The sequence below is a fragment of the Mesorhizobium sp. M6A.T.Cr.TU.017.01.1.1 genome, from assembly GCF_004023115.1.
GTDB lineage: Bacteria > Pseudomonadota > Alphaproteobacteria > Rhizobiales > Rhizobiaceae > Mesorhizobium > Mesorhizobium mediterraneum.
Map to the genome: position 1 here is coordinate 24,523 of NZ_RZTA01000033.1, position 21,864 is coordinate 46,386.

General features: G+C 62.1%; 19 protein-coding genes and 1 pseudogene. 12 read left to right on the forward strand and 8 right to left on the reverse strand.

The features are described 5' to 3' along the window. Positions 1-99 precede the first annotated feature (99 nt). From ugpC to EOB36_RS13225, 4 genes are all read left to right on the forward strand, one after another. The gene (gene ugpC, locus EOB36_RS13210; RefSeq protein WP_126106770.1) at positions 100-1,188 is read left to right on the forward strand and encodes a sn-glycerol-3-phosphate ABC transporter ATP-binding protein UgpC; all 1,089 of its coding nucleotides are present in this window, start codon (positions 100-102) and stop codon (positions 1,186-1,188) included. A 34-nt stretch (positions 1,189-1,222) separates the two neighbouring features. After that, on the forward strand, positions 1,223-2,548 hold the full coding sequence (locus tag EOB36_RS13215) for an ABC transporter substrate-binding protein (protein ID WP_126106771.1): 1,326 nt from the start codon (positions 1,223-1,225) through the stop codon (positions 2,546-2,548). A gap of 107 nt (positions 2,549-2,655) precedes the next feature. After that, positions 2,656-3,606, forward strand: a complete 951-nt coding sequence (locus EOB36_RS13220) for a sugar ABC transporter permease (RefSeq protein ID WP_126106772.1) — start codon at positions 2,656-2,658, stop codon at positions 3,604-3,606. A 1-nt stretch (position 3,607) separates the two neighbouring features. Then, the gene (locus tag EOB36_RS13225; RefSeq protein WP_126106773.1) at positions 3,608-4,501 is read left to right on the forward strand and encodes a carbohydrate ABC transporter permease; all 894 of its coding nucleotides are present in this window, start codon (positions 3,608-3,610) and stop codon (positions 4,499-4,501) included. A gap of 74 nt (positions 4,502-4,575) precedes the next feature. Here EOB36_RS13225 and EOB36_RS13230 read toward each other — a convergent pair whose 3' ends face one another. After that, on the reverse strand, positions 4,576-4,863 hold the full coding sequence (locus EOB36_RS13230; RefSeq protein ID WP_128285005.1) for a hypothetical protein: 288 nt from the start codon (positions 4,861-4,863) through the stop codon (positions 4,576-4,578). A 356-nt stretch (positions 4,864-5,219) separates the two neighbouring features. Here EOB36_RS13230 and EOB36_RS13235 point away from each other — a divergent pair, with 356 nt between their 5' ends. Together EOB36_RS13235 and EOB36_RS13240 are read left to right on the forward strand one after the other, a co-directional pair. Further along, positions 5,220-5,963, forward strand: a complete 744-nt coding sequence (locus tag EOB36_RS13235; protein ID WP_128285006.1) for a competence/damage-inducible protein A — start codon at positions 5,220-5,222, stop codon at positions 5,961-5,963. Positions 5,964-6,038: 75 nt separating this feature from the next. Further along, positions 6,039-6,872, forward strand: coding sequence for a universal stress protein (locus EOB36_RS13240; protein WP_095489530.1), 834 nt, complete (start codon positions 6,039-6,041; stop codon positions 6,870-6,872). Positions 6,873-6,882: 10 nt separating this feature from the next. Here EOB36_RS13240 and EOB36_RS13245 read toward each other — a convergent pair whose 3' ends face one another. Beyond that, the gene (locus EOB36_RS13245; RefSeq protein ID WP_164897516.1) at positions 6,883-7,752 is read right to left on the reverse strand and encodes a LysR substrate-binding domain-containing protein; all 870 of its coding nucleotides are present in this window, start codon (positions 7,750-7,752) and stop codon (positions 6,883-6,885) included. Positions 7,753-8,018: 266 nt separating this feature from the next. Between EOB36_RS13245 and EOB36_RS13250 the strand changes: the two genes are divergently transcribed. From EOB36_RS13250 to EOB36_RS13275, 6 genes and pseudogenes are all read left to right on the forward strand, one after another. After that, a complete protein-coding gene (locus EOB36_RS13250) occupies positions 8,019-9,398 on the forward strand; it encodes a pyridoxal-dependent decarboxylase (RefSeq protein WP_245467784.1) in 1,380 nt (459 codons plus the stop codon). Between the two features lie 75 nt (positions 9,399-9,473). Next, positions 9,474-9,974 carry a xanthine phosphoribosyltransferase gene (gene gpt / locus EOB36_RS13255; RefSeq protein WP_029353723.1) on the forward strand — a complete coding sequence of 167 codons (501 nt, stop codon included), beginning with the start codon at positions 9,474-9,476 and terminating at the stop codon, positions 9,972-9,974. Between the two features lie 217 nt (positions 9,975-10,191). Further along, positions 10,192-10,680, forward strand: coding sequence for an NUDIX hydrolase (locus EOB36_RS13260; protein ID WP_095489533.1), 489 nt, complete (start codon positions 10,192-10,194; stop codon positions 10,678-10,680). Between the two features lie 616 nt (positions 10,681-11,296). Continuing rightward, positions 11,297-15,085, forward strand: a complete 3,789-nt coding sequence (locus EOB36_RS13265; protein ID WP_128285009.1) for a vitamin B12-dependent ribonucleotide reductase — start codon at positions 11,297-11,299, stop codon at positions 15,083-15,085. A gap of 6 nt (positions 15,086-15,091) precedes the next feature. After that, a pseudogene (locus EOB36_RS13270) lies at positions 15,092-15,290 on the forward strand (type II toxin-antitoxin system HicA family toxin). A gap of 4 nt (positions 15,291-15,294) precedes the next feature. Further along, positions 15,295-15,501 (forward strand): type II toxin-antitoxin system HicB family antitoxin, encoded by a 207-nt coding sequence (locus EOB36_RS13275; protein WP_128285010.1) that lies wholly within the window; start codon positions 15,295-15,297, stop codon positions 15,499-15,501. 162 nt (positions 15,502-15,663) lie between these two features. Here the strand turns inward: EOB36_RS13275 and EOB36_RS13280 are convergent, their stop codons facing one another. From EOB36_RS13280 to EOB36_RS13305, 6 genes are all read right to left on the reverse strand, one after another. Further along, positions 15,664-16,035, reverse strand: coding sequence for an endonuclease domain-containing protein (locus tag EOB36_RS13280; protein ID WP_128244396.1), 372 nt, complete (start codon positions 16,033-16,035; stop codon positions 15,664-15,666). A gap of 254 nt (positions 16,036-16,289) precedes the next feature. Continuing rightward, complete coding sequence (locus tag EOB36_RS13285; protein WP_128285011.1) at positions 16,290-18,488, reverse strand: esterase-like activity of phytase family protein; 2,199 nt, start codon at positions 18,486-18,488, stop codon at positions 16,290-16,292. A 150-nt stretch (positions 18,489-18,638) separates the two neighbouring features. Further along, positions 18,639-19,655, reverse strand: coding sequence for a GH25 family lysozyme (locus EOB36_RS13290; protein ID WP_128285012.1), 1,017 nt, complete (start codon positions 19,653-19,655; stop codon positions 18,639-18,641). 175 nt (positions 19,656-19,830) lie between these two features. Next, positions 19,831-20,046, reverse strand: coding sequence for a hypothetical protein (locus EOB36_RS13295; RefSeq protein WP_127206675.1), 216 nt, complete (start codon positions 20,044-20,046; stop codon positions 19,831-19,833). A gap of 264 nt (positions 20,047-20,310) precedes the next feature. Continuing rightward, positions 20,311-20,709 carry a GFA family protein gene (locus tag EOB36_RS13300; protein ID WP_128285013.1) on the reverse strand — a complete coding sequence of 133 codons (399 nt, stop codon included), beginning with the start codon at positions 20,707-20,709 and terminating at the stop codon, positions 20,311-20,313. A gap of 191 nt (positions 20,710-20,900) precedes the next feature. Then, positions 20,901-21,857, reverse strand: coding sequence for an alpha/beta hydrolase (locus tag EOB36_RS13305; RefSeq protein ID WP_128285014.1), 957 nt, complete (start codon positions 21,855-21,857; stop codon positions 20,901-20,903). Positions 21,858-21,864: the final 7 nt, after the last annotated feature.

The following is a 21,864-nucleotide window of genomic DNA, read 5'->3' on the forward strand; positions in this document are numbered from 1 at the left end:
CATCGCGCGTGACCAGGGAGGAGCTTGGGAGCTGCCGCGGGCCAGTTAGGAAAGCGGTTTCCTTCGAAGACGTCGCAGGAAGCATTCGGGAGGAAATCGATGGCGTCTGTCGCGATTGGCGATGTCTACAAATCATTTGGAACCGTCGAGATTCTCCACGGCGTCAGCGTGGATATAGACGATGGCGAGTTCGTCACGCTGGTCGGACCGTCGGGCTGCGGAAAATCAACGCTTCTCAGGATGATTGCCGGCCTGGAAAAGATTTCGCGCGGCCAGATCGCGATTGGCGAGCGTGTCGTCAACAACGTTGCGCCAAAAGAACGCGACGTCGCCATGGTCTTCCAGAACTACGCGCTCTACCCGCACATGACCGTCGCAGAGAACATGGCGTTCTCGCTCATGCTCAAGGGCGTCGCGAAAGCCGAGAGTAGTGCTAGCGTCCAGCGCGCCGCCGAAATCCTGGGACTGGTGCCGTTGCTGGCACGCTATCCCCGGCAGCTTTCCGGCGGCCAGCGCCAGCGCGTCGCCATGGGCCGGGCGATCGTGCGCGATCCGGCGGTCTTCCTGTTCGACGAGCCGCTGTCCAATCTCGACGCCAAGCTCAGGGTGCAGATGCGCGCCGAGATCAAGGAATTGCACCAGCGCCTGAAGACCACGACCGTCTATGTCACCCATGACCAGATCGAGGCCATGACCATGGCCGACAAGATCGTGGTCATGCATGACGGCATCGTCGAGCAGATCGGGCCGCCGTTGGAACTCTACGACCGGCCGGATAATATCTTTGTCGCCAGTTTTATCGGCTCGCCCGCCATGAACATGCTGCGGGGCGAAATCACAACCGATGGCGGCTCACCGTCGTTTCGCGGCTCCGGCGGGATTTCAGTCCCATTGGCCACAGCACTGTCCATCGGCAGTGGCGAGCCGGTGGTGCTGGGAATACGGCCCGAGCATTTGCGGCTGTCCGACGACAGGGGCATTCCGGTGACGGTCGCGGTGGTCGAGCCGACAGGGTCCGAATTGCAGCTCATCGGCCGGACGGCTGGCGGCGAAGAGATCGTCGCGAATTTCCGGGAGCGCCACTCCTTCGCGCCGGGCGAGACCATACGCCTCACGGCCGAGCCCGGCCTAATCCATCTCTTCCACGGCGAGACCGGAAAGCGATTCAAGACGCGCAGCGAACAGTAAGAACCACGGCAACGAATAACAGGAGGAAACGAGCATGAAATTCACCAGACGTGACGTGATCCGCACGACCGCCGGCGTGGCGGCGGGAGCCTTGGGAAGCCGGTTCGTCGGCTCTTCCGCCTTTGCCCAGGAGGGGTTGACGTACAAGCCCGAAGACGGCGCGAAGCTGCGGATGCTGCGTTGGTCGCCCTTCGTGCAGGGCGATGAGGATCAATGGCTGGCCAACACCAAGCGGTTCACCGAGGCGACAGGCGTCGAGGTTCGCGTCGACAAGGAAAGCTGGGAGGACATTCGCCCCAAGGCGGCGGTCGCCGCCAATGTCGGCTCCGGTCCAGATCTCATGTTGGTCTGGTTCGACGACCCGCACCAGTACCCCGACAAGCTGCACGACGTCACGGAACTGGGTGAGTATCTGGGCTCGAAATACGGCGGCTGGCACGACGGGCCAAAGCAATATGCGACGCGGGAGGGAAAATTCCTCGGCCTGCCTCTGGCAACCATCGGCAATGCCATCGTCTACCGGGAAAGCTGGGTGAAGGAGGCTGGCTTCTCGGAGTTTCCGAAGGACACCGCAGGCTTCCTCGAGCTTTGCAAGGCCTTGCAGGCGAAGGGACATCCGGCCGGCTTCACGCACGGCCATGGCGTTGGCGACGGCAACAACTACGCTCACTGGCTGCTGTGGAGCCACGGCGGCCAGATGGTCGACGAGAGCGGAAAGGTGGCGATCAACAGCCCCGAGACCCTCAAGGCGATCGAATACGCGCAGGAACTCTACAAGACATTCATCCCCGGCACCGAAAGCTGGCTCGACGTGAACAACAACCGCGCCTTCCTGGCCGGCGAACTGGGCGTCATCGCCAATGGCATTTCCGTGTATAACACGGCCAAGACCAACAAGGACAATGATCCGAAACTGGCTGAAATCGCCAAGGACATGCGCACGACCAGCCTGCCGATCGGTCCGGTCGGAAAATCGGTCGAGTTGTTCCAGGTGACCACGGCCGTGATCTTCGACTACACACCCTACCCCAACGCGGCCAAAGCCTATCTGCAGTTCATGTTCGAGGAGCAGCAGATGGCGGAGTGGATCACCTCCTCGGCCGGCTATTGCTGCCAGACGCTCAAAGCCTTCGACAACAATCCGGTGTGGACGGCCGACCCGAACAATGCCGCTTACGCCAAGGCCTCGGCGACGCTGCGTCCCAATGGCTATGCCGGGCCGCTCGGCTATGCCTCGGCGGCGACCATGGCCGACTATGTCCTGGTGGACATGTTCGCCAAGGCCGTGACGGGCCAGGCGACGGCCCAGGAGGCGATGGAAGAGGCGGAGAAGCGCGCAAACCGGTACTATCGCGTTTGATCACAGCCGAGCCGGGCAGCCGCAACCGCGCTGCCCGGTCTGGTTCCTGAAATCGCGTGGCGGCCACTCAGGCCACCATGCCACCAGACCTTATGAGGAGCCGTCCCATGGCCGTGTCGTCCGCTGCCGTTCAGCCGCGTCCGTCGATCCTGTCGCGGAGCCTGTCGCTCTTGGCCGACAGCCGGAACGCGCTTGGCTTCGGCTTCATGCTGCCGGCGGCAGCGCTGCTGCTGGTCTTCCTGACCTATCCGCTCGGGCTCGGCGTCTGGCTCGGCTTCACCGATGCCCGCATCGGCCGCCCCGGTATCTTCATAGGCACCGAAAACTATCAATATCTGTGGGATGACGCCGTCTTCTGGCTCTCCGTCTTCAACACCTTGCTCTACACGATAAGCGCCTCGATCCTGAAGTTCGTGCTCGGCCTCTGGCTGGCGCTTATCCTCAATCAAAATCTTCCCTTCAAATCGTTCTTCCGCGCCATCGTGCTGTTGCCGTGGGTGGTGCCGACGGTGCTGTCGGCCATCGCCTTCTGGTGGATCTACGATTCGCAGTTCTCCATCCTGTCCTGGGCGCTTATGGAAATGGGCCTGATCGACCATCGCATCAATTTCCTCGGCGACCCGGAGAACGCGCGCGCTTCGGTTATCGCGGCCAATGTCTGGCGCGGCATTCCGTTCGTCGCCATCACGCTGCTTGCCGGCCTGCAGACGATTCCCCAGTCGCTTTACGAGGCCGCCACGCTCGATGGCGCCAGCCGCTGGCAATTGTTCCGCTTTGTGACGCTGCCGCTGCTGACGCCGATCATCGCCATCACCATGACGTTTTCGGTGCTGTTCACCTTCACCGATTTCCAGCTGATCTATGTGCTGACCCGTGGCGGACCGGTGAATGCCACCCATCTGATGGCGACACTGTCCTTTCAACGCGGCATTTCGGGGGGCCAGCTTGGCGAGGGCGCCGCGATTGCGGTCGCCATGATCCCGTTCCTGCTGGCGGCGATCCTGTTCAGCTATTTCGGCTTGCAACGCCGCAAATGGCAGCAGGGCGGCGGAGACTGACATGGCCACGACCAAGAAGACGAAACGTCCGGAACTCGACGAAGGCGGCATGGGCTACCTTCAGAGCCTGCCGCGGCGCGTGGTGACGGTCTATCTGCCGTTGCTGGTGTTCGTGATCGTGCTGCTGTTCCCGTTCTACTGGATGACGATCACTGCGGTTAAGCCCAATCTCGAGATGACCGACTACGCCAATTTCAACCCGTTCTGGGTTGTGCATCCGACCTTGGAGCACATCCGCTATCTCTTGTTCGACACGTCCTATCCGGGCTGGCTGCTCAACACGATCATCATCTCCACCGCCGCCACCTTCCTGTCGCTGCTGGCTGCGGTGTTCGCGGCCTATGCGATCGAGCGGCTGAGGTTTTCAGGAGCGCGGCAGGTCGGCCTCGCGGTCTTCCTCGCCTATCTCGTGCCGCCCTCGATCCTGTTCATCCCGCTGTCGGTGATGGTGTTCAACCTTGGGCTTTACGACACGCCCTTCGCGCTCATCCTCACCTACCCGACCTTCTTGGTGCCCTTCTGCACGTGGCTGCTGATGGGCTACTTCCGCTCCATCCCGTTCGAACTGGAAGAATGCGCGCTCATTGACGGGGCGAGCCGGTGGCAGATCCTCATCAAGATCGTGCTGCCGCTGTCGGTGCCCGGATTGATTTCGGCCGGGATATTCGCATTCACCCTGTCATGGAACGAATTCATCTACGCCCTGACGTTCATCCAGTCGTCCGAAAACAAGACTGTGCCGGTCGGGGTGCTCACGGAGCTTGTCCGCTCCGACGTCTATGAGTGGGGAGCGCTGATGGCCGGAGCGCTGATCGGCTCCCTGCCGGTGGTCGTGCTCTATTCGTTCTTTGTCGAGCACTACGTTTCGTCGATGACTGGCGCGGTGAAGGAATAGCGCGCTGCCTCGGTCCCGGCGGCCGCGGATGCCCGTTGAAGGGCATCCTGCTGGCCGGTCCGGTCGCGGGCTGATTATTTGCCGCAGTACTGATCGTTGACGTTCATTCGGGCGTTGGCGTCGGGTCCTGGCGAGTTCGAGGCGCAAGGTCCAACCGGGCCGGGGTTGCCCTGGATGTTCAGACCCGAGGCGTCGCCATTGATGCTGCCGGTGGCGCTGGGATCAGCGGTCATCCGCTCTTCGTTGGTGGGAGCCGGGTTCGTGGGGGCTGGGCTATTGGATAAAACATCCGACGATTGCGCCATTGCGGACGTGGCGAGGCCAATCGTGAAGACCGAGGCTGCGAGAATTTTGGTAAGCATAAAGAGACTACTCCATTCCATGTGGTTGCAGATGTCGACTTCGTGCGACCGCTAAAGAATCCATCAGCCGGCTCGAAGTTCCGATGAAAAGGTCGTTAAGCCGCGCAAGCTTCGACACCTTTTTGTGACCAGTGCGTGAAGAGGTTTGGGATGCTTCGGCAGTTTTGAGCAACGCGAGATCGGCGAAGTGCCCGCCTGTCGAGATCAGCCTGCGAACGCGCGCTCAAGGGAGATGGCACAGGTGGATCCGTCGTTCGGACGGCATTGCCGCCGGCCATCCGCCGCGCTATCTCAGGCGACCCTCTCTACCTGAGGCGATCTTGTCTGCCTCAGGTGACCTTTTGCCGGAGCCTCCCATGCCCGAAATCGTCACCGCCGCCATGCTCGTCATCGGCGACGAGATTTTGTCCGGCCGCACCAAGGACAAGAATATCGGCCACCTCGCCGATATCATGACGGCGATCGGCATCGACCTGAAGGAGGTGCGCATCGTTCCCGACGAGGAAGACGAGATCATCGCCGCGGTGAATGCCGTGCGTGCCCGTTACACCTATGTCTTCACGACCGGCGGCATCGGTCCGACACATGACGACATCACCGCGGACGCCATCGCCAAGGCCTTCGGCGTGCCCTGCGAATACGACGCCAAGGCCTATGCCATGCTGGAAGCGAGCTACGCCGCGCGCGGCATCGAATACACCGAGGCGCGCAAGCGCATGGCGCGGATGCCGCGCGGCGCCGACCATATCGACAATCCTGTGTCCATCGCGCCGGGCTTTCGTATCGGCAACGTCCATGTCATGGCCGGCGTGCCGTCGATTTTCCAGGCGATGCTCGACAATGTGGTGCCGACGCTGAAGGTCGGCACCAAAATGCTATCGGCCACGGTGCACTGTCCGTTCGGCGAAGGCCTGGTTGGCGGACCGCTTGGCGATATCCAGAAGGCGCATCCGGACACGATCATCGGATCCTACCCGAAATATGGCGACGGCAAGTTTTGGACGGAGCTGGTCGTCCGCGCCCGCAGCCAGGAAGCCCTGGACGCCGCCCGCGCCGACGTCGAGGCGATGGTTGCAGGCCTCGCCAGCGCGGCCACCTGATCATGCCGGAACCAAGCATGGTGCTGTAACGTTTCTCGCGGGCGAGTTTCGATCGCCGTAAAATGAGGGATTACCATGCGATTCAAGACCATCGTCGCCATACTGCAGAACGAACAGGATGCGGAGCGCGTGCTCGAATGCGCCATTCCGCTTGCCGATAAGTTCCAGAGCCATCTCATCGGCATTCATGCCGAAGCGCTTCCCGTCCCCTACACCTCGGCCACCGGCTTTCCCGACACCGAGTTCCTGCAGGTTTCAGCCGACATGAACAAGGAGCGTGCTGAAAAATTGCGGGCGGTTTTCCTCAGGCATATCGAGGATTCCGGCCTGTCTTTCGAGTGGCGCAGCCTCGAGAGCTTTTCCGGAGATAGCGCGCTGACCGGCATCCCAACCGTTCGCACCGCGGATCTGATCATCGCCGCGCAACGCGAGTCCGGCGGCGATCCGAGCGCCGACGTCGACACGCTGGTCTACGACGCCGGCCGGCCGGTGCTGGTCGTGCCCCATTCGGGCCCGCTCGTCACCAGCTTCAAGCATGTGCTGCTCGCCTGGAACGGCAGCAAGGAAGCCGCGCGCGCCGCCTTCGACGCCCTGCCCTTCATCATCGAGGCCGAGAAGACGGATATTGTCGTCATCGACCCGCCGGATACGCTTGACGCGGCTCCCGAGGCGGCCGGCGCCGAAATCGCCGCCGCCCTGTCCAGACATGGCGCCACGGTCAGCGTCTCGGTGCTGCAATCGGGCGGCCATTCGGTCGACGACGTGATCCAGACCAGGATTGCCGAAACCGGCGCCGACCTGCTCGTGCTTGGCGCCTACAGCCATTCCTGGCTGCGCCAGCTTCTGTTCGGCGGGGTCACGCGCACGGTGCTGCGCACGGTACCGGTGGCAGCTTTCCTGTCGCGGTAAGAAGCGTAGATCAAGAACTCTGGCGCGCGGCGAAATACGCCCCGACATGGTCAACGACGGTGGAAGTCAGGTCATCGGGCGCATGAGGGCTGCGCCGCAAGGCCACGTCATAGTAACCAATCGACGGAAGGCCTTGCTCAGGCCCAAACGGCACCAGTTCTCCCGATAAGGTTGCAATCGGTAACGGCGCGACTGCCAGCCCCGCCACCACCAACGCAAGCTGGCCCGCGAGATTCTCACTTGTACAAGCGATCTGATAAGAGATGCCGGCTGCGTCGAGCGCGTCGATGGCTGACTTCCGCCAAATGCAACTCGCTGGACCTGCGGCGACAGCCAGCGGACGACGGAGATGGGCGGTTCCATGCGCAAGGCCTGCCCACACAAGCCGATCTCTATGGATGGCCGTGTCGGGCGATCCAGTTCGACCCGTCGCGCCAGCTGTCACCAGTGCGACATCCAGTTCGCCCTCATCCAGCATCCGCAACATCGTGCTGCTTGTGCGACACGTCACGCTGATCTCCACCAACGGATAGGCCGCTGTATAGCTGGCGAGAACCGAGGGAAGGAACGCAACGGCATATTCATCCGTCATTCCCAGCCGTACGGCGCGTCCGTGCGACAGGCGATTGAATCGCACTATCGCCTCTTCGGCGATTCCAAGCGCGCGCCGCGCGTAGGTCAGAAGCGCTTCACCTGCTGGCGTCAACATTATCGAGCGCCCTTGATGCACAAAGATCGGCTGTCTGATCTGCGTTTCAAGCCGTTTCATTTGCATGCTGATGGCAGATGGCGTCCGGTGCACTGTTCGGGCAGCACCGACGAAGCTGCCTGTGTCGACAACCGCCATCAGAGTACGCAGGAGAAAGTTGTCCAGCCCCAACAGAACTCCCGAATCCGGCCCAAAGCGTGCGTGGTTCGGCATGAGTGGCAAGCCCCAATTCGCCAATTTCGTTGATGTCGAGTGTAAGTCCTTTTCGTTTGTCGGAGCAATCAGCCTTGGCCAAACTGAGTAAAACCAATTGCACAGCCGGCATGGTGACCGGCTAGCTGCGTCTGGGCATGGGCAAATACACCGCTTGAGGAACCCACTCAATGAACACGGCGCTAGATCTTGCCTACCGTGCAGCACGAGCCTGGATCGACGGATTGGATGAACGTTCGGTGGCTGCAACGGCCAGTCTTATGGATCTCAAACGGTCTTTTGCCGGCCCACTGCCATACGAAGGCAGCAGTGCAGAGGAAGTGGTTCAAGCACTTGCCAGGGATGCCGGCCCCGGGATGCATGGCAGCGCAGGCGGACGCTTCTTTGCCTGGGTGATTGGCGGCGGCCTGGAATCCGCACTGGCGGCCGACTGGCTGGTAACCACCTGGGATCAGAACGCGACCGTCTATGCCTCCAGTCCGGCCTCCGCCGTGATCGAGGAAACAGCCGGCGAATGGATCAAGGAGTTGCTCGACCTGCCGCGAGACGCCTCTTTTGCGTTCACCAGCGGTTGCCAAATGGCGCATATGACCAGCCTAGCGGCTGCACGCGCGGCGCTGCTGAGGCGCGTCGGCTGGAACGTGGAAGAGGACGGGCTGGTTGGCGCGCCCGGGATCAGGGTGCTGACGAGCGACCAGCGACACGTCACCGTAGACCGCGCGGTGCGCTTTCTGGGGATCGGCCGCAAGGCTATTGATCAGTTGAAAACGGACGGGGATGGACGCGTCTCTCCTGCGGTTCTCGACGGCGCGCTTTCCGACAGTTCCACACCGACCATGCTGGTGCTGAATGCTGCCGACTTGAACATCGGCGCCTGTGACGCGTTCAGGGAGTTGATATCGATGGCGCATTCAGCCGGCGCCTGGGTTCACATCGACGGTGCCTTCGGCCTGTTCGCACGCGCCAGCCGAACGTACCGCCACCTGCTGGACGGCGTGGAACTGGCGGATAGCTGGGCGACCGACGGCCACAAATGGCTGAACGTTCCTTTCGATTGCGGTATCGCCATCGTCGCGGACCGGGAAGCACATCGCACTGCCATGACATCGAGCGCATCCTATGTCGCGCCAACCACAATTGCGCGGGACCAGGCAGACTGGAACCCGGAATACTCTCGCCGCGCGCGTGGCGTTCCCGTCTATGCTGCCCTCAAGCAACTCGGCCGCAGCGGCATGGAAGCTTTGGTTGATCGCTGCTGCGCGTATTGCGCCAACATCGTCGAGGGGATCGGCGAACTACCGGGCGCCGAGATCCTTGCGAGGCCAACGCTCAATCAAGGCCTGCTCAGGTTCGCTCGGCCTGGCGCTTCACCTGCGGAAAATGATGCTTTTACCGACGAAACGATTCAAAAAATCAATGCCACTGGCGAAGCCTTCTTCTCCGGCACGACCTGGCGCAATCACCGCGCCATGCGCGTCAGCGTGGTTAACTGGCGCACCAGCGAGCAAGATGTGAAGCGGGCGATCGCGGCCGCGACTTCTGTGCTGACGCCGGAAGTGGCTGCGCCGATCGGACTGGAGGTTGCGCCACTTGCCAACACCTAGGCTTTCCAGTTAATTCCGCGCGCATTCCCTCAAGTGTCTGCGCGCGTTTTTCGCGCGCTGCGGAGTGCGCAAAAAATGTCCCTTCCCGAAAAGGCCTTTCCAGTCTCGTGGGATCAGTTCCACCGCGATGCGCGTGCGCTCGCCTGGCGGCTTGCCGGCGCCAACAAAGGCCAATGGAAGGCGATCGTCTGCATCACACGCGGCGGCCTGGTTCCGGCCGCCATCATCTCGCGTGAACTCGGCATCCGGGTCATCGAGACGGTTTGCGTCGCCTCCTATCACGACTACGCCAGCCAGGGGCAGCTGCAGGTGCTGAAGGAGGTCACGCCGGCGCTGCTCGCCGATGACGGCGCCGGCGTGCTGATCATCGACGACCTCACAGACACCGGCAAGACCGCAGGCATCGTGCGCGCCATGATGCCCAAGGCGCATTTCGCCACCGTCTATGCCAAGCCGAAAGGCAGGCCGCTGGTCGACACCTTCGTCACCGAGGTCAGCCAGGACACCTGGATCTATTTTCCGTGGGACATGGGCTTCACCTACCAGAAGCCGATCGCCGACGACCACGTCGGCTGATTCGCGGCAACTGCCTTTTCTCCTGGAACAGCCAGGCGAGCACTTCTTGCCGGCGACCACTTCTTGAAAGCATGCCGCGGCGCACGATATTTCCTGAATCGACGCCTCTTGGCGTGGTTAACCAGTGCGTATGAGGTTTTTTACTTTTATTGCCCATGATTAGCCGTAAGATTCACGAGACGGCAGATGATTCTGGAGGCTGGGGCAAGCTTCTCCGATGTTGACGACGCCAGCAACGCACAACCATTTGGCCGAAAGGGTCCAGCGGCTCTTCGGCACAGCGCCGTGCCGCCTGCAGGTTGCAGCACTGCCCTGGCGCGATACCAAGCATGGCATCGAGATCATGCTGATCACCAGCCGCGATACCGGCCGCTGGGTGCTTCCCAAGGGCTGGCCTGAGGCGAAGGAACTGCTTTGCGAAGCGGCGGCACGCGAGGCCGGCGAGGAAGCCGGACTGCGCGGCACGATCTCCCACCACGAAGCCGGCCGCTACTTCTATGCCAAGGCATTGGCTTCAGGCGAGGAAGTGCCTTGCGAAGTCCTGGTATTTCCGCTGCAGGTCGACAAGGTCGCCGACCGGTGGAAGGAAAAGCGCTCGCGCACCCGCAAATGGGTCAGCCCCGCCGAAGCAGTGCGCATGGTCAACGAGCCGGACCTTTGCCAGATCATCGCCTATTTCTGTGCCGACCCGCACCAATTCTCCTGAGCAAGACGTAGGCGCGCCGGCCGCGCATCGCGCGGGTAAAAAATCGAAACCCTCCGCGTCACTTTCTATCCCCGTTATCCACATGTGTGACACACAAGATGTTGGGGTCATAAAAGCTACGCAAACGAATCCTTGACGGCGCAAAACGAGTCGCCTTTTATAGGCCATGCGCTCCTGTTGAGAGCGCGACCGGAAAGTTCTGAGCCCGGTCTTTTTCCCGGATTATGTGCGTTTTGGCCGCATTTCCGCCTGGTTACGAGGCTGGCGGAAGCGTTGCGATTGTGGGGTCTTTGGGGGCGAAAGGGAAAAATGTCGGACTGGAATAAATTGTCTGTTAACACTATATTTAGTGTTTGCAGGTAGGTTCGACGCTAGATAGTGTGAAGTTCCCTCGATTGAGGGAGTCGCAAAAAAGTTTCAGTCTTGAGGGATCCGCAGGGTTCGTCGGCGCGTTGGACGGCTACTTCGCAAGGAGTTCGACCAGCAGGGCGGGCGGAGGCTGTGAAAAGGAGCCGGCCGTTTTTCGAACGCCGGCAGACGGCGGACATGCGCGTTTCAGAAAGGGGCAGAAATCCCCTGGGAAAAGCGCTATATGTAGACACAAAGGATAGGACCAATGCGCATCGAGCGTCGTTTCACCAAGCAGGGGCAGTCGGCTTATGCGGAGATCGAATTCCGCAAGGCGCTTTCGGAGATCAAGAATCCGGATGGCTCGGTGGTGTTCCGCTTGGACAATATCGATGTGCCGGCGCAGTTCAGCCAGGTTGCCGCCGACATCCTGGCGCAGAAATATTTCCGCAAGGCCGGCGTGCCCGCGCGGCTGAAGAAGGTCGAGGAGAATGACGTCCCCTCCTTCCTGTGGCGCTCCGTCGCCGACGAGGCCGAACTGGCAAAGCTGCCCGAAGCCGAGCGCTACGGCTCCGAGATCGACGCCCGCCAGGTCTTCGACCGCCTCGCCGGCACCTGGACCTATTGGGGCTGGAAGGGCGGCTACTTCAAATCGGAGGAGGACGCGCGCGCCTTCCGCGACGAGCTCGCCTATATGCTGGCCACCCAGCGCGTCGCGCCGAACTCGCCGCAATGGTTCAACACCGGCCTGCACTGGGCCTACGGCATCGACGGTCCGAGCCAGGGCCACTTCTATGTCGACCCGTTCACCGGCAAGCTGACCAAGTCGAAGTCTTCCTACGAGCATCCGCAGCCGCATGCCTGCTTCATCCAGGGCGTGCAGGACGATCTCGTCAACGAAGGCGGCATCATGGACCTGTGGGTGCGTGAAGCGCGCCTGTTCAAATACGGCTCCGGCACCGGCTCCAACTTCTCGTTCCTGCGCGGCGAAGGCGAAAAGCTGTCCGGCGGCGGCCGCTCGTCCGGCCTGATGAGCTTCCTCAAGATCGGCGATCGCGCCGCGGGCGCCATCAAGTCGGGCGGCACGACGCGCCGCGCCGCAAAGATGGTCATCGTCGACGCCGACCATCCCGATATCGAGGAATTCATCGACTGGAAGGTCAATGAGGAGCAGAAGGTCGCCTCGCTGGTCACCGGCTCCAAGATCGTGAAGAAGCACCTCGAAGCGATCATGAAGGCCTGCATCAATTGTGAAGGCCAGGACGACGATTGCTTCGACCCGGCGATCAACACCGCGCTGAAGCGCGAGATCAAGCTGGCCAAGAAGGACGGGGTGCCGGAGAACTACATCTATCGCGTCATCCAATTCGCCAAGCAGGGCTACACCTCGATGTCATTCAAGACCTACGACACCGACTGGGATTCGGATGCCTACCTCACCGTTTCGGGCCAGAACTCCAACAATTCGGTCTCGCTGAAGGACGATTTCCTGCGCGCCGTCGAAGAGGACGCCGACTGGCACCTCACCGCACGCAAGGACGGCAAGGTGCTGAAGACGCTGAAGGCCAGGGATCTCTGGGAAAAGATCGGCTATGCCGCCTGGGCGTCGGCCGATCCGGGCCTCCACTTCAACACGACGATGAATGACTGGCACACCTGCGCCTCGGCCGGTGCGATCCGGGCGTCCAACCCGTGCTCGGAATACATGTTCCTCGACGACACCGCCTGCAACCTGGCCTCGATCAACCTACTGCCCTACCGCAACGCCGACGGCACCATCGACATATCAGCCTACGAGCATACGGTTCGGCTGTGGACCATGGTGCTGGAAATTTCCGTCATGATGGCGCAGTTCCCGTCGAAGGAGATCGCCAAGCTCTCCTACGAATACCGCACGCTCGGCCTCGGCTACGCCAATATCGGCGGCCTGCTGATGACCTCGGGCATTCCCTATGATTCCGACGAGGGCCGCGCCATCTGCGCAGCACTCACGGCAATCATGACCGGCACGGCCTATGCCACCTCGGCCGAAATGGCCGCAGAGCTCGGCGCCTTCCCCGACTACGACCGCAATGCGCAGAACATGCTGCGCGTCATGCGCAATCACCGCCGCGCCGCCTATGGCGACAAAGACGGCTACGAGAAGCTCGCCGTCAACCCGGTGCCGCTGGTCGCCTCCGACCTGAAGCAGCCGGAGCTTGCCGCCCATGCCAAAGCTGCCTGGGACCGCGCCATCGAGCTCGGCGAGGAGCATGGCTACCGCAATGCGCAGGCGACGGTGATCGCGCCAACCGGCACGATCGGCCTGGTCATGGATTGCGACACCACCGGCATCGAGCCCGACTTCGCGCTGGTGAAGTTCAAGAAGCTGGCCGGCGGCGGCTATTTCAAGATCATCAACCGCGCCGTCCCTGAAGCGTTGCGCACGCTTGGCTATTCGGAAAGCCAGATCGCCGAGATCGAAGCTTATGCGGTCGGCCACGGCAATCTCAACCAGGCGCCCGCCGTCAATCCCGGCTCACTCAAGGCAAAGGGTTTTACCGACGACAAGATCGCGGCACTTAACGCGGCATTGAAATCGGCCTTCGACATCAAGTTCGTCTTCAACCAGTGGACGCTGGGTGCGGACTGGGTGAAGGAGACGTTTGGCTTCACCGACGAGCAGCTCAACGATTTCTCGTTCGAGATGCTGCCGGCGCTTGGCTTCTCGAAGAAGGACATCGAGGCCGCCAACATCCATGTCTGCGGTGCGATGACGCTGGAAGGCGCGCCCTTCCTGAAGGCCGAGCATTTGCCCGTGTTCGACTGCGCCAGCCCGTGCGGCAAGATCGGCAAGCGCTCGCTGTCGATCAACAGCCACATCCAGATGATGGCGGCGGCCCAGCCCTTCATCTCCGGCGCCATTTCCAAGACCATCAACATGCCGAACGACGCGACGGTGGAAGACGCCAAGGGCGCCTACATGCTGTCGTGGAAGCTGGCGCTGAAGGCCAATGCGCTCTATCGCGACGGCTCGAAGCTCTCCCAGCCGCTCAACGCCTCGCTGCTTGCCGACGTCGATGACGACGAGGACGATGCCGTCGAGCAGCTGATCGCGGCGCCGGCGGCGGCACGCGCGGCACAGATCACCGAGCGGATCGTCGAGCGCATCATCGAGCGCGTCTCGCGCGAGCAGGAGAAGCTGCCGTCTCGCCGCAAGGGCTACACGCAGAAGGCCAAGATCGGCGGCAACACCATCTTCCTGCGCACCGGCGAATATGACGATGGCCGTCTCGGCGAGATCTTCATCGACATGAACAAGGAGGGCGCGACCTTGCGCGGCCTTCTCAACAATTTCGCCATCGCCATCTCGCTCGGCCTGCAATATGGCGTGCCGCTCGACGAATATGTGCACGCCTTCACCTTCACCAAATTCGAGCCGGCCGGCATGGTGCAGGGCAACGACGCCATCAAGAGCGCGACGTCGATCCTCGACTATGTGTTCCGCGAGCTCGCCATCTCTTATCTCGGCCGCAACGACCTCGCCCATGTCGACCAGTCGGACTTTTCCAACACCGCACTTGGCCGCGGCATCAGCGAAGGCAAGACCGACGCCGTTTCCAAGGGCCTGACCCGCGGTGCCTCACCGGTGAAGCTGGTGTCGAGGGTGAGCGGCAACGATCCGAAGGGCTTTGCCGGTTCGGGCTCGTCCAGTGCCCGCTCCGCGCCGACGGCGTTCTCCGGCTCCAACGTGCTGGCGCTGAAGCCGGCCAGCGATGAAGCCACCGCCTACAAGCGCGACTTCGAGGAGCGGGCAAAGGAGCTGATCGAGGACATCGCCTTCGAGGAGGCGGCGGGTGCTGCTTCCGAGGCTTCGGACGCCACGGCGGCGCTGTTCACCGACGCCGCAGCCCTCGAGGCGGCCGAGGCGAAGAAGCTAGCCGCCGACCGCCGCGCCAAATCGCTGCTCCAGGGCTACACCGGCAATTCCTGCTCCGAGTGCCAGAATTTCACCATGGTGCGAAATGGGACATGTGAGAAGTGCGACACCTGTGGGGCGACGAGCGGGTGTAGCTGAGGAAAGATGCCACCTCGGCTTACAGTTCGCGAAGTCATTCGCCTGCTGGAGACCGACGGCTGGTACCTTTGCAACCAGAGGCAGTCATCGCCAATATAAGCATGAAATCAAAGCCGGCCGCGTCACCGTGGCCGGCAAGCCCTCTGAAGAGGTTGCACCGGGGACACTGAATAGCATCCTCAAGCAGTCCGGTTTAAAGGAGTGATGACATGCGTTACGCGGTGGTGATCGAAAAAGCTGGAAACAATTTTTCCGCTTACGTGCCGGACCTACCCGGCTGCATCGCGACCGGTACGACGGTGCCTGAAGTGGAAACCGAAATTCGTGACGCGATACGTTTTCATATCGAACGCTTGCGTGCCGATGGGCTGGATGTGCCCAAAGGCGTCAGCCTGGCGGAATATGTAGAGGCGTAAAAGCCGCGCTCTCCCTTCTCCCCTTGTGGGAGAAGGTGTCGCCGAAGGCGACGGATGAGGGGTGCTCCAACTTGACGCTGATAGCACTCCGGCCAACACCCCTCTTCCGTCTTGGCGCTGCGCGCCAATCCACCTTCTCCCACAGGGGGAGAAGGGAAGGCCTCACCGCCACGGTTGCAAACTCTCATCGCGGACATAAGCTATGATGGTGTCGCAGACGGCGTTCAAATCCCGCAGCACGTCGTCGTTCCAGAAGCGCAGCACGCGAAAGCCCCTCACCTTCAATTCGGCGTCTCGTTCCCGATCGTGGTTCGAGTCCGCATGCTGGCTGCCGTCGATCTCGATGATCAGCCTGGCCTCGGCGCAAATGAAATCGGCGACGAATTTGCCGACAGGAACCTGACGCCGGAATTTGATGCGATCGAGCCTGCGCCCGCGCAGTTCGTGCCACAGGCGGTCCTCCGCCTCCGTTGGCTCGCGGCGCATCGAGCGGGCGAAACGACGTTTGATCGGAGCGACGGACTGATGCGGCATGGGGCGAAGATTACCCAGCCTTGGCGCTCCGTCCAGCACCATCGTCACGCAAATCGCTGACATTTAAGATTGGCCGAAGCGCGGAATGCCAACGCTCTCCCTTCTCCCCTTGTGGGAGAAGGTGGATCGGCGCGTAGCGCCGAGACGGATGAGGGGTGTTGGACGGAGTGCCGTCGGTGCCAAGCTGGAACACCCCTCATCCGTCGCCTTCGGCGACACCTTCTCCCACAGGGGGAGAAGGAAAGAGCTGCCCCTCAGTTCACGGCGCTGATATTGCCCAAGCGTAAAAACAGCGTTTCGCCGGAGGAATCATCGACGCCGTCATTGTCGGTGGCGACGAAGATGTCGCCGTTCTTGTCGATGGTGAAACCTTCGACCTTGTCGACGACATAGCCGTTGGTGGCTGATTTCAGGTCGCCGATGATGTCGCGCACCAGCGTCTTTTCTATCAACGGCAGTTCGCCACCGAGCTTGGCCGGCTTGAAAGCGTCGAGCGCCACCGAATAGACGCGCTTCACCTTGGCCAGGTCGCCGATCTGGTTGTCGCGTTCGAGGATGTAGAGCTTGCCGTCATGCGCGGCGATCTCCGACAGGCCCATCCAGCCAGCTTCGGTCGCTTCGAGCGGATAGCGCACCGCCGACCATTCCTTGGCCTTCGGCTTGTAGGCCAGAAGCTTGACCTGGCCCTTCGGATCGTCGGCCCATTCGCGCTGCACTGCCATCACCAGCGTCAGGTCATCGCCTTCGCCGATGGTGGTGATGCCTTCGAGACCGAAGCGGGTCTGGTGGGCGAGCAGTTCCATCGAGAAGCCGATCTCCTGCTTGATCTCGCCCTTGTCGTCGACGCGCAGGATGGCGTGAGGGACGAGCTTTGCCGGATCGCCTTCATTGGCCAGCCAGAAGCCGCCGTCACCGTCGGCGACAAGACCTTCGATGTCGAGCTTCTGTGCAGGATGGCCGCCACGCGTGACGATGGTCTTGCCGGCGATCAGCGCCGGCGTCTGCGTGGCGTCGATCTCGAAGATCGAGGGCGCGTTGGCGTAGAACGAGTCCGACGCAGCGAAGAGCTTGCCGGCAGTCTCGCCGGCCGCGAGCGCCGAAAGCGCACCCCAGCCGAGCGGCGTGCCGTCTGCTGTGAGCTTTGCCGTGATCATCGGGTAAGTGGCGGGACCCTCGGAGCGCTCGTAGACCATGACATGCGAGCGGGCGAGCCCGTCCTCGACCAGGTCGGCCTCGTTGGCGGTGACCAGGAGATTGCGCGACGGGATCGCGACAAGGCCTTCCGGAGCGATGCCGGAGGGCAGGATCTGGACAAACTGAGGCTCCGCACCGGTGTCCTTGTAGACACCGACAACGGAGCCGCGCTCCGAAGCGACGAAGATCAGCCTGTCTTCGCCGAAGGCGCCGGTCTCGAGACCTTCCGGCTCGATGCCCTTCTTGTTGCGGTCGTCGGGGTAATGACCGGCATTGGCGACCTGGTACTCGAAGGATGGACCGGATTCGTAGAGAACCTCGCCCATCTTGCTGAAGATTGTGAAACCGCGCGAGCCGCCCTTGTAGTCGCCTTCGTTGGCGAGGACGAAACGGTCATTGTCGAGCCATTTCACGGCGTCGGGTTCGCGCGCGACGCTTTCCATTTTGCCATCGAAGGACAAGGCGCCGTTCTTCTTGGTGTCGACCTTGTCCAGCGTGACGGAGCCTGCGGAGAAGTGCGTGACGATCGCGCCGGTTTCGGCGTTGACGATGGCGATGTGGTTGTTTTCCTGGAGCGTGACCGCTATCTCGCCGGCCTCGTTGAAAGCGACGAATTCCGGCTCCGGATCTTCCGCCGCGACTTCGGCAATGCCCGCCAGGTTCACGGTCTTCATCGTCGCGCAATCAGGCTGGCCTTCGGCAAGCGTGAAAATCTTGAGGTCGCCGGCCGGCATCTGCGGAATTTCTCCGTCGTTCAGCTCTTCGTCGCGCTCGTTCTCGATGGCGATGGCCAGGAACTTGCCGTCCTTGTTCAGCGCCAGCGAGTCCGGCTGGCCGCCGAGGTCGCAGGTGCTTTCGATCGCCTTGGAGGCGAGGTCGATGACGGTGAGATTGCCCGAAGGCTTGGCTTTGCTCTCCGACGTGTTGATGCCGGCCAGCACCTTGCCGCCGAGGACAACGACCGAGGTCGGCTCGCCGTCGATCTTGACGATGCCGCCGGCCTTGGGCGCCTTGGGGTCAGTGATGTCGATGAAGCCGACCGCACCGAGCGGGCTGTCGGAATAGACCAGCGTCATGCCGTCTTCGGAGGCCGCGATGATCTCGGACGAAGTCGGCGTGGCCTTCTCGACGTCCGCCGGGAGGTTTCCGGCGACTGCGAAGCTCGCGACCCGGTTGAACATCATGTCGGCATGGGCCGGCAGCGAAACGGAGGCAGCAAGCGCTGCCGTCAGGACGAAAAGCGCGGAATGGCGGGGCACGGGTGGCGTCTCCTGTTCGGATGGAAGCCACCTGCTTTGGAGGAGCGACATTTCAATGCGATGACGGATCCATGACAATTCCGCGACAGGCGGTCAGGGGCCGTCGATACTCACGTCGTGCTGGCCTGCAAATGCGGTCTCTGCGACTGCCTACTCCGCCTCGGCCACCATCTGCCGCCCGCCAACCCAGTTCCGCCAGGCTCTCTCGTCACCGTGGAAGACGTTGAGGTCGATGCGGCCCCTCACGCCGTGCGACAGGCCGGAGCCGGAATACTGCCAGAACACCCATTTGCGGCCGGGATAGACCTTTGACGGGTGCTGTGCGACCGCGCGCAGCCAGAACGGATAGTCGGGGAAAGCGCCACGCAGATTGTCGCGGTAGAAATCGGGTGCGGTGTAGATGATGGGCCGCTGGCCGTAGTGGCGTTCCAGCTTGTCCATGAACACCTGCATCTTCTCCAGCACCTTTTGCCGCGACGGCCGCCGCTTGCAGCTGGATTCGCCGTTCCACTCGACATCGATCACCGGCGGCAAGGCGCCCTCGACCCTCGGCACGTTGCGGATGAACCAGTCGGCCTGCTCGCCTGCCGTGCGGCACCAATAGAAGAAGTGATAGGCGCCGCGCTTGAGGCCGGCAGCGTCGGCATTGCGCCAGTTCTTCCTGAACATCGGGTCGAGATGATCGCCGCCGTCGGTCGCCTTGATGTAGGCGAAGTTCGCGCCCTGCGCGCGCAGCTTGTCCCAGTTCACGTTGCCCTGCCAGCGTGAAACGTCGACGCCGTGAACGGCGAGGTGCCTGGGCGAGGCCCTGCCGAAATTGATCGGCTTGGCGTCACGAAAACGATAGCGCTGGACCGGCTCGGCGAGGATCGGTGCTGCCCGCGCCAGCCGCTTCGGCGCCACCAGGGCAATTGGCTCGGCGGGTGGTTCAATGCTTTCCACAGGCTCTGGAGGAGCCATCGCCACGGCTTGGTCCATCGCCTCTTCCTGAGCGAAGGCGGGTGCGGCATCGGCGGCACCGACCGACGCGACCGGCGCGGGCGGCCTCACAACCGAGCTGGTCGTCTCGCTGGACGGCACTTGCAGCGCGTCGACGCTGGACGTCGACGTGCAGCCGGCAAGGCACAGCGCTGCGATCGAGAAGATAACGACGCCTGATAACCGCATCTGGACCTGTACGCAAAACACAACAGACCGATGGCAAGACAGCGCCGCCGGACAAACCAGTCCAGATTACTAACGAGAAATTACCAACAAAGTTTGAATCAAATTGTTAGGGGCTTCTTCATCGAAGCGTCCGCGGGACAGCGCGAAAGACCGCTGACCCTGTCGGCATTGTTGCCTAGCTGCACAGCCATAGCTTGTGGCAGGTCTCGGCCACCATGTGAGCCGGCGGCACAAAGCGATCGGGGTTGACCGGCGCATCATCCTCCGCCCGACGAACCTTTTCTTCAAGCAGCGTGCGAAGCGCCGCCGGCTGCACGCGATCGCGTTCCATCACGAGCTTGATCATCGGATCGCTCAAAAGCTCATCCAGGGTGTTGATTCTGTCGTTCATCCGTCGCCTCCTCGACCGCCGACCCGCAACCAATAGATAGGTGGCAATGATGGCTCGCCAATGACGCTTTGCCGGCTATCTCGTGTCCCGGATGAAAAAAATTGGGCACGCACCCTTGCCTTCTCCCCTTGTGGGAGAAGGTGGCCTCGCGAAGCGAGGTCGGATGAGGGGTGTTCCAGCTTGGCACCGACAGCGCTCCGGCCAGCACCCCTCAACCGTCTTGGCGCTGCGCGCCAATCCACCTTCTCCCACAAGGGGAGAAGGTTAAGCGGGCGGCGGCGCGCCTTCATATTGCGGCAGGCCGTCGTCGAGCTGCACCCAGGGCTGCTTCGAGGCGGTCCACATATGCATCTGCGGCTTGAATATCGAGGGATCGTCGAGCGAGCCTGACGTGACGCCGATGATGCCGACGGAATCGCGGCGGGAAAACAGCGTCGTGCCGCAGCCCGGGCAAAAGCCGCGCTTGAGATCGGGCGAGGAATTCACCAATGCCACCGGTCCTTCTGTCGTCACGTCGTCGATGCGGAACAGCACGCGGGCGTTGAAGGCCGCGCCCAGCGCCTTCTGGCAAAGCCGGCAATGGCAGACGCGCTCGTTGATCGGCGCCGCATCAGTGCGGTAGCGCACCGCCCCGCACAGGCAGCCGCCTTGATATTTCGCCATTGCCTGAGCCCCTCTTTCCTAGGATTGACGGCAAGGTAGCTGCCGGCATAGCAGCGTCAATTGAAAAGCTTTGATGGCGCCATCTCTTGGCGTGATGCGGCAGGCGGAACTTGCGGTGTGGTCAGGCGCGACGCGCAACAAACGTCGCCGGCCATCTCGAGGGAGACGGCCGGCAGGCATGTGTCAGGCGGTCAGTTCGTTTCGCTGACGATCTCGTCCCAGGTCTTCACCTTGGTCTCGCCATTGAGGAAGGGCAGCGCGGCGGCCACCAGTTCCGGCGCGAAGAACACGTCGTAATGGGTGCGGTTCGGCAGGATGGCCAGGCGGTTCTGCGACAGGTTCTCGCGCATCCAGCCGGCGTCTTTCAGTCCGCCGCCGAGCATCTGATAGAACTTGATCTCGTGCTCTGGCCGGTACATGTCGCTGTCGCCGAAAGCCAGCATGACGGGCATCTTCAGCTTCGGGACGTCGGTGGAATAATCGTAGTCCTTGCGCATATAGGCGCCGAGCTGATCGAGCAGCTTCGGGAAATCCTGCGGATGCGGCGCGACCGCCACGTAGGATTTGTACATCGGCGTCTCCTTCATCATGTCGGCCATCGCCGCGCCAACCTGCGCCTGCTGGCCGCGCATCTCGGGATAGAAACCGTCGGCGGCATAGCCGGTCGAGACCAGGACCAGCCGGCGCACTGCCTCGGGATGCTGGACGGCCATGCGGAAAGCGACGCCGCCGCCCAGCGAATAACCCATGACATCGACCTGCTCATAGCCGAGCGCCTTGACGATTGCCGCCATGTCGTCGCCCATCGCCTCCAGGCTCAATGGCCGGTCGCCGAGCGCAGTGCGGCCGTGACCGTGCAGATCGACGCCGATGACGGTGCGGTTTTCGGCAAGCTTCGGCAGGATCGGCGCGAACATGTCGATCGTGCCGAGACCACCATGCAGCAGGAGCAGCGGCTCACCCCTACCGTAGACGGCGTAATAGTAATTCAGGCCGTTGATCGGCAGCAGGCCTGATTTCGCCGGCTTCGGCATTGCTTTCGTTTCGGTCGTCATGGCGGGCTTTGCCTCCTCGGCTTTGGTGGCGCCCGGCGCGGCGAACAGTGCTGCGGCCGAGGCGAAAATGGCGAAAAACATCGATCTGGACATGTCGGTA

Bases quoted from the DNA above. Each gene is read 5' to 3' on its own strand.
- EOB36_RS13260 (WP_095489533.1), top strand. From the start codon at position 10,192: ATGTTGACGACGCCAGCAACGCACAACCATTTGGCCGAAAGGGTCCAG.
- EOB36_RS13220 (WP_126106772.1), top strand. From the start codon at position 2,656: ATGGCCGTGTCGTCCGCTGCCGTTCAGCCGCGTCCGTCGATCCTGTCG.
- EOB36_RS13230 (WP_128285005.1), bottom strand. From the start codon at position 4,863: ATGCTTACCAAAATTCTCGCAGCCTCGGTCTTCACGATTGGCCTCGCC.
- EOB36_RS13295 (WP_127206675.1), bottom strand. From the start codon at position 20,046: ATGAACGACAGAATCAACACCCTGGATGAGCTTTTGAGCGATCCGATG.
- ugpC (WP_126106770.1), top strand. From the start codon at position 100: ATGGCGTCTGTCGCGATTGGCGATGTCTACAAATCATTTGGAACCGTC.
- EOB36_RS13240 (WP_095489530.1), top strand. From the start codon at position 6,039: ATGCGATTCAAGACCATCGTCGCCATACTGCAGAACGAACAGGATGCG.
- EOB36_RS13300 (WP_128285013.1), bottom strand. From the start codon at position 20,709: ATGGCGAAATATCAAGGCGGCTGCCTGTGCGGGGCGGTGCGCTACCGC.
- gpt (WP_029353723.1), top strand. From the start codon at position 9,474: ATGTCCCTTCCCGAAAAGGCCTTTCCAGTCTCGTGGGATCAGTTCCAC.
- EOB36_RS13215 (WP_126106771.1), top strand. From the start codon at position 1,223: ATGAAATTCACCAGACGTGACGTGATCCGCACGACCGCCGGCGTGGCG.
- EOB36_RS13275 (WP_128285010.1), top strand. From the start codon at position 15,295: ATGCGTTACGCGGTGGTGATCGAAAAAGCTGGAAACAATTTTTCCGCT.
- EOB36_RS13280 (WP_128244396.1), bottom strand. From the start codon at position 16,035: ATGCCGCATCAGTCCGTCGCTCCGATCAAACGTCGTTTCGCCCGCTCG.
- EOB36_RS13290 (WP_128285012.1), bottom strand. From the start codon at position 19,655: ATGCGGTTATCAGGCGTCGTTATCTTCTCGATCGCAGCGCTGTGCCTT.
- EOB36_RS13265 (WP_128285009.1), top strand. From the start codon at position 11,297: ATGCGCATCGAGCGTCGTTTCACCAAGCAGGGGCAGTCGGCTTATGCG.
- EOB36_RS13235 (WP_128285006.1), top strand. From the start codon at position 5,220: ATGCCCGAAATCGTCACCGCCGCCATGCTCGTCATCGGCGACGAGATT.
- EOB36_RS13225 (WP_126106773.1), top strand. From the start codon at position 3,608: ATGGCCACGACCAAGAAGACGAAACGTCCGGAACTCGACGAAGGCGGC.
- EOB36_RS13305 (WP_128285014.1), bottom strand. From the start codon at position 21,857: ATGTCCAGATCGATGTTTTTCGCCATTTTCGCCTCGGCCGCAGCACTG.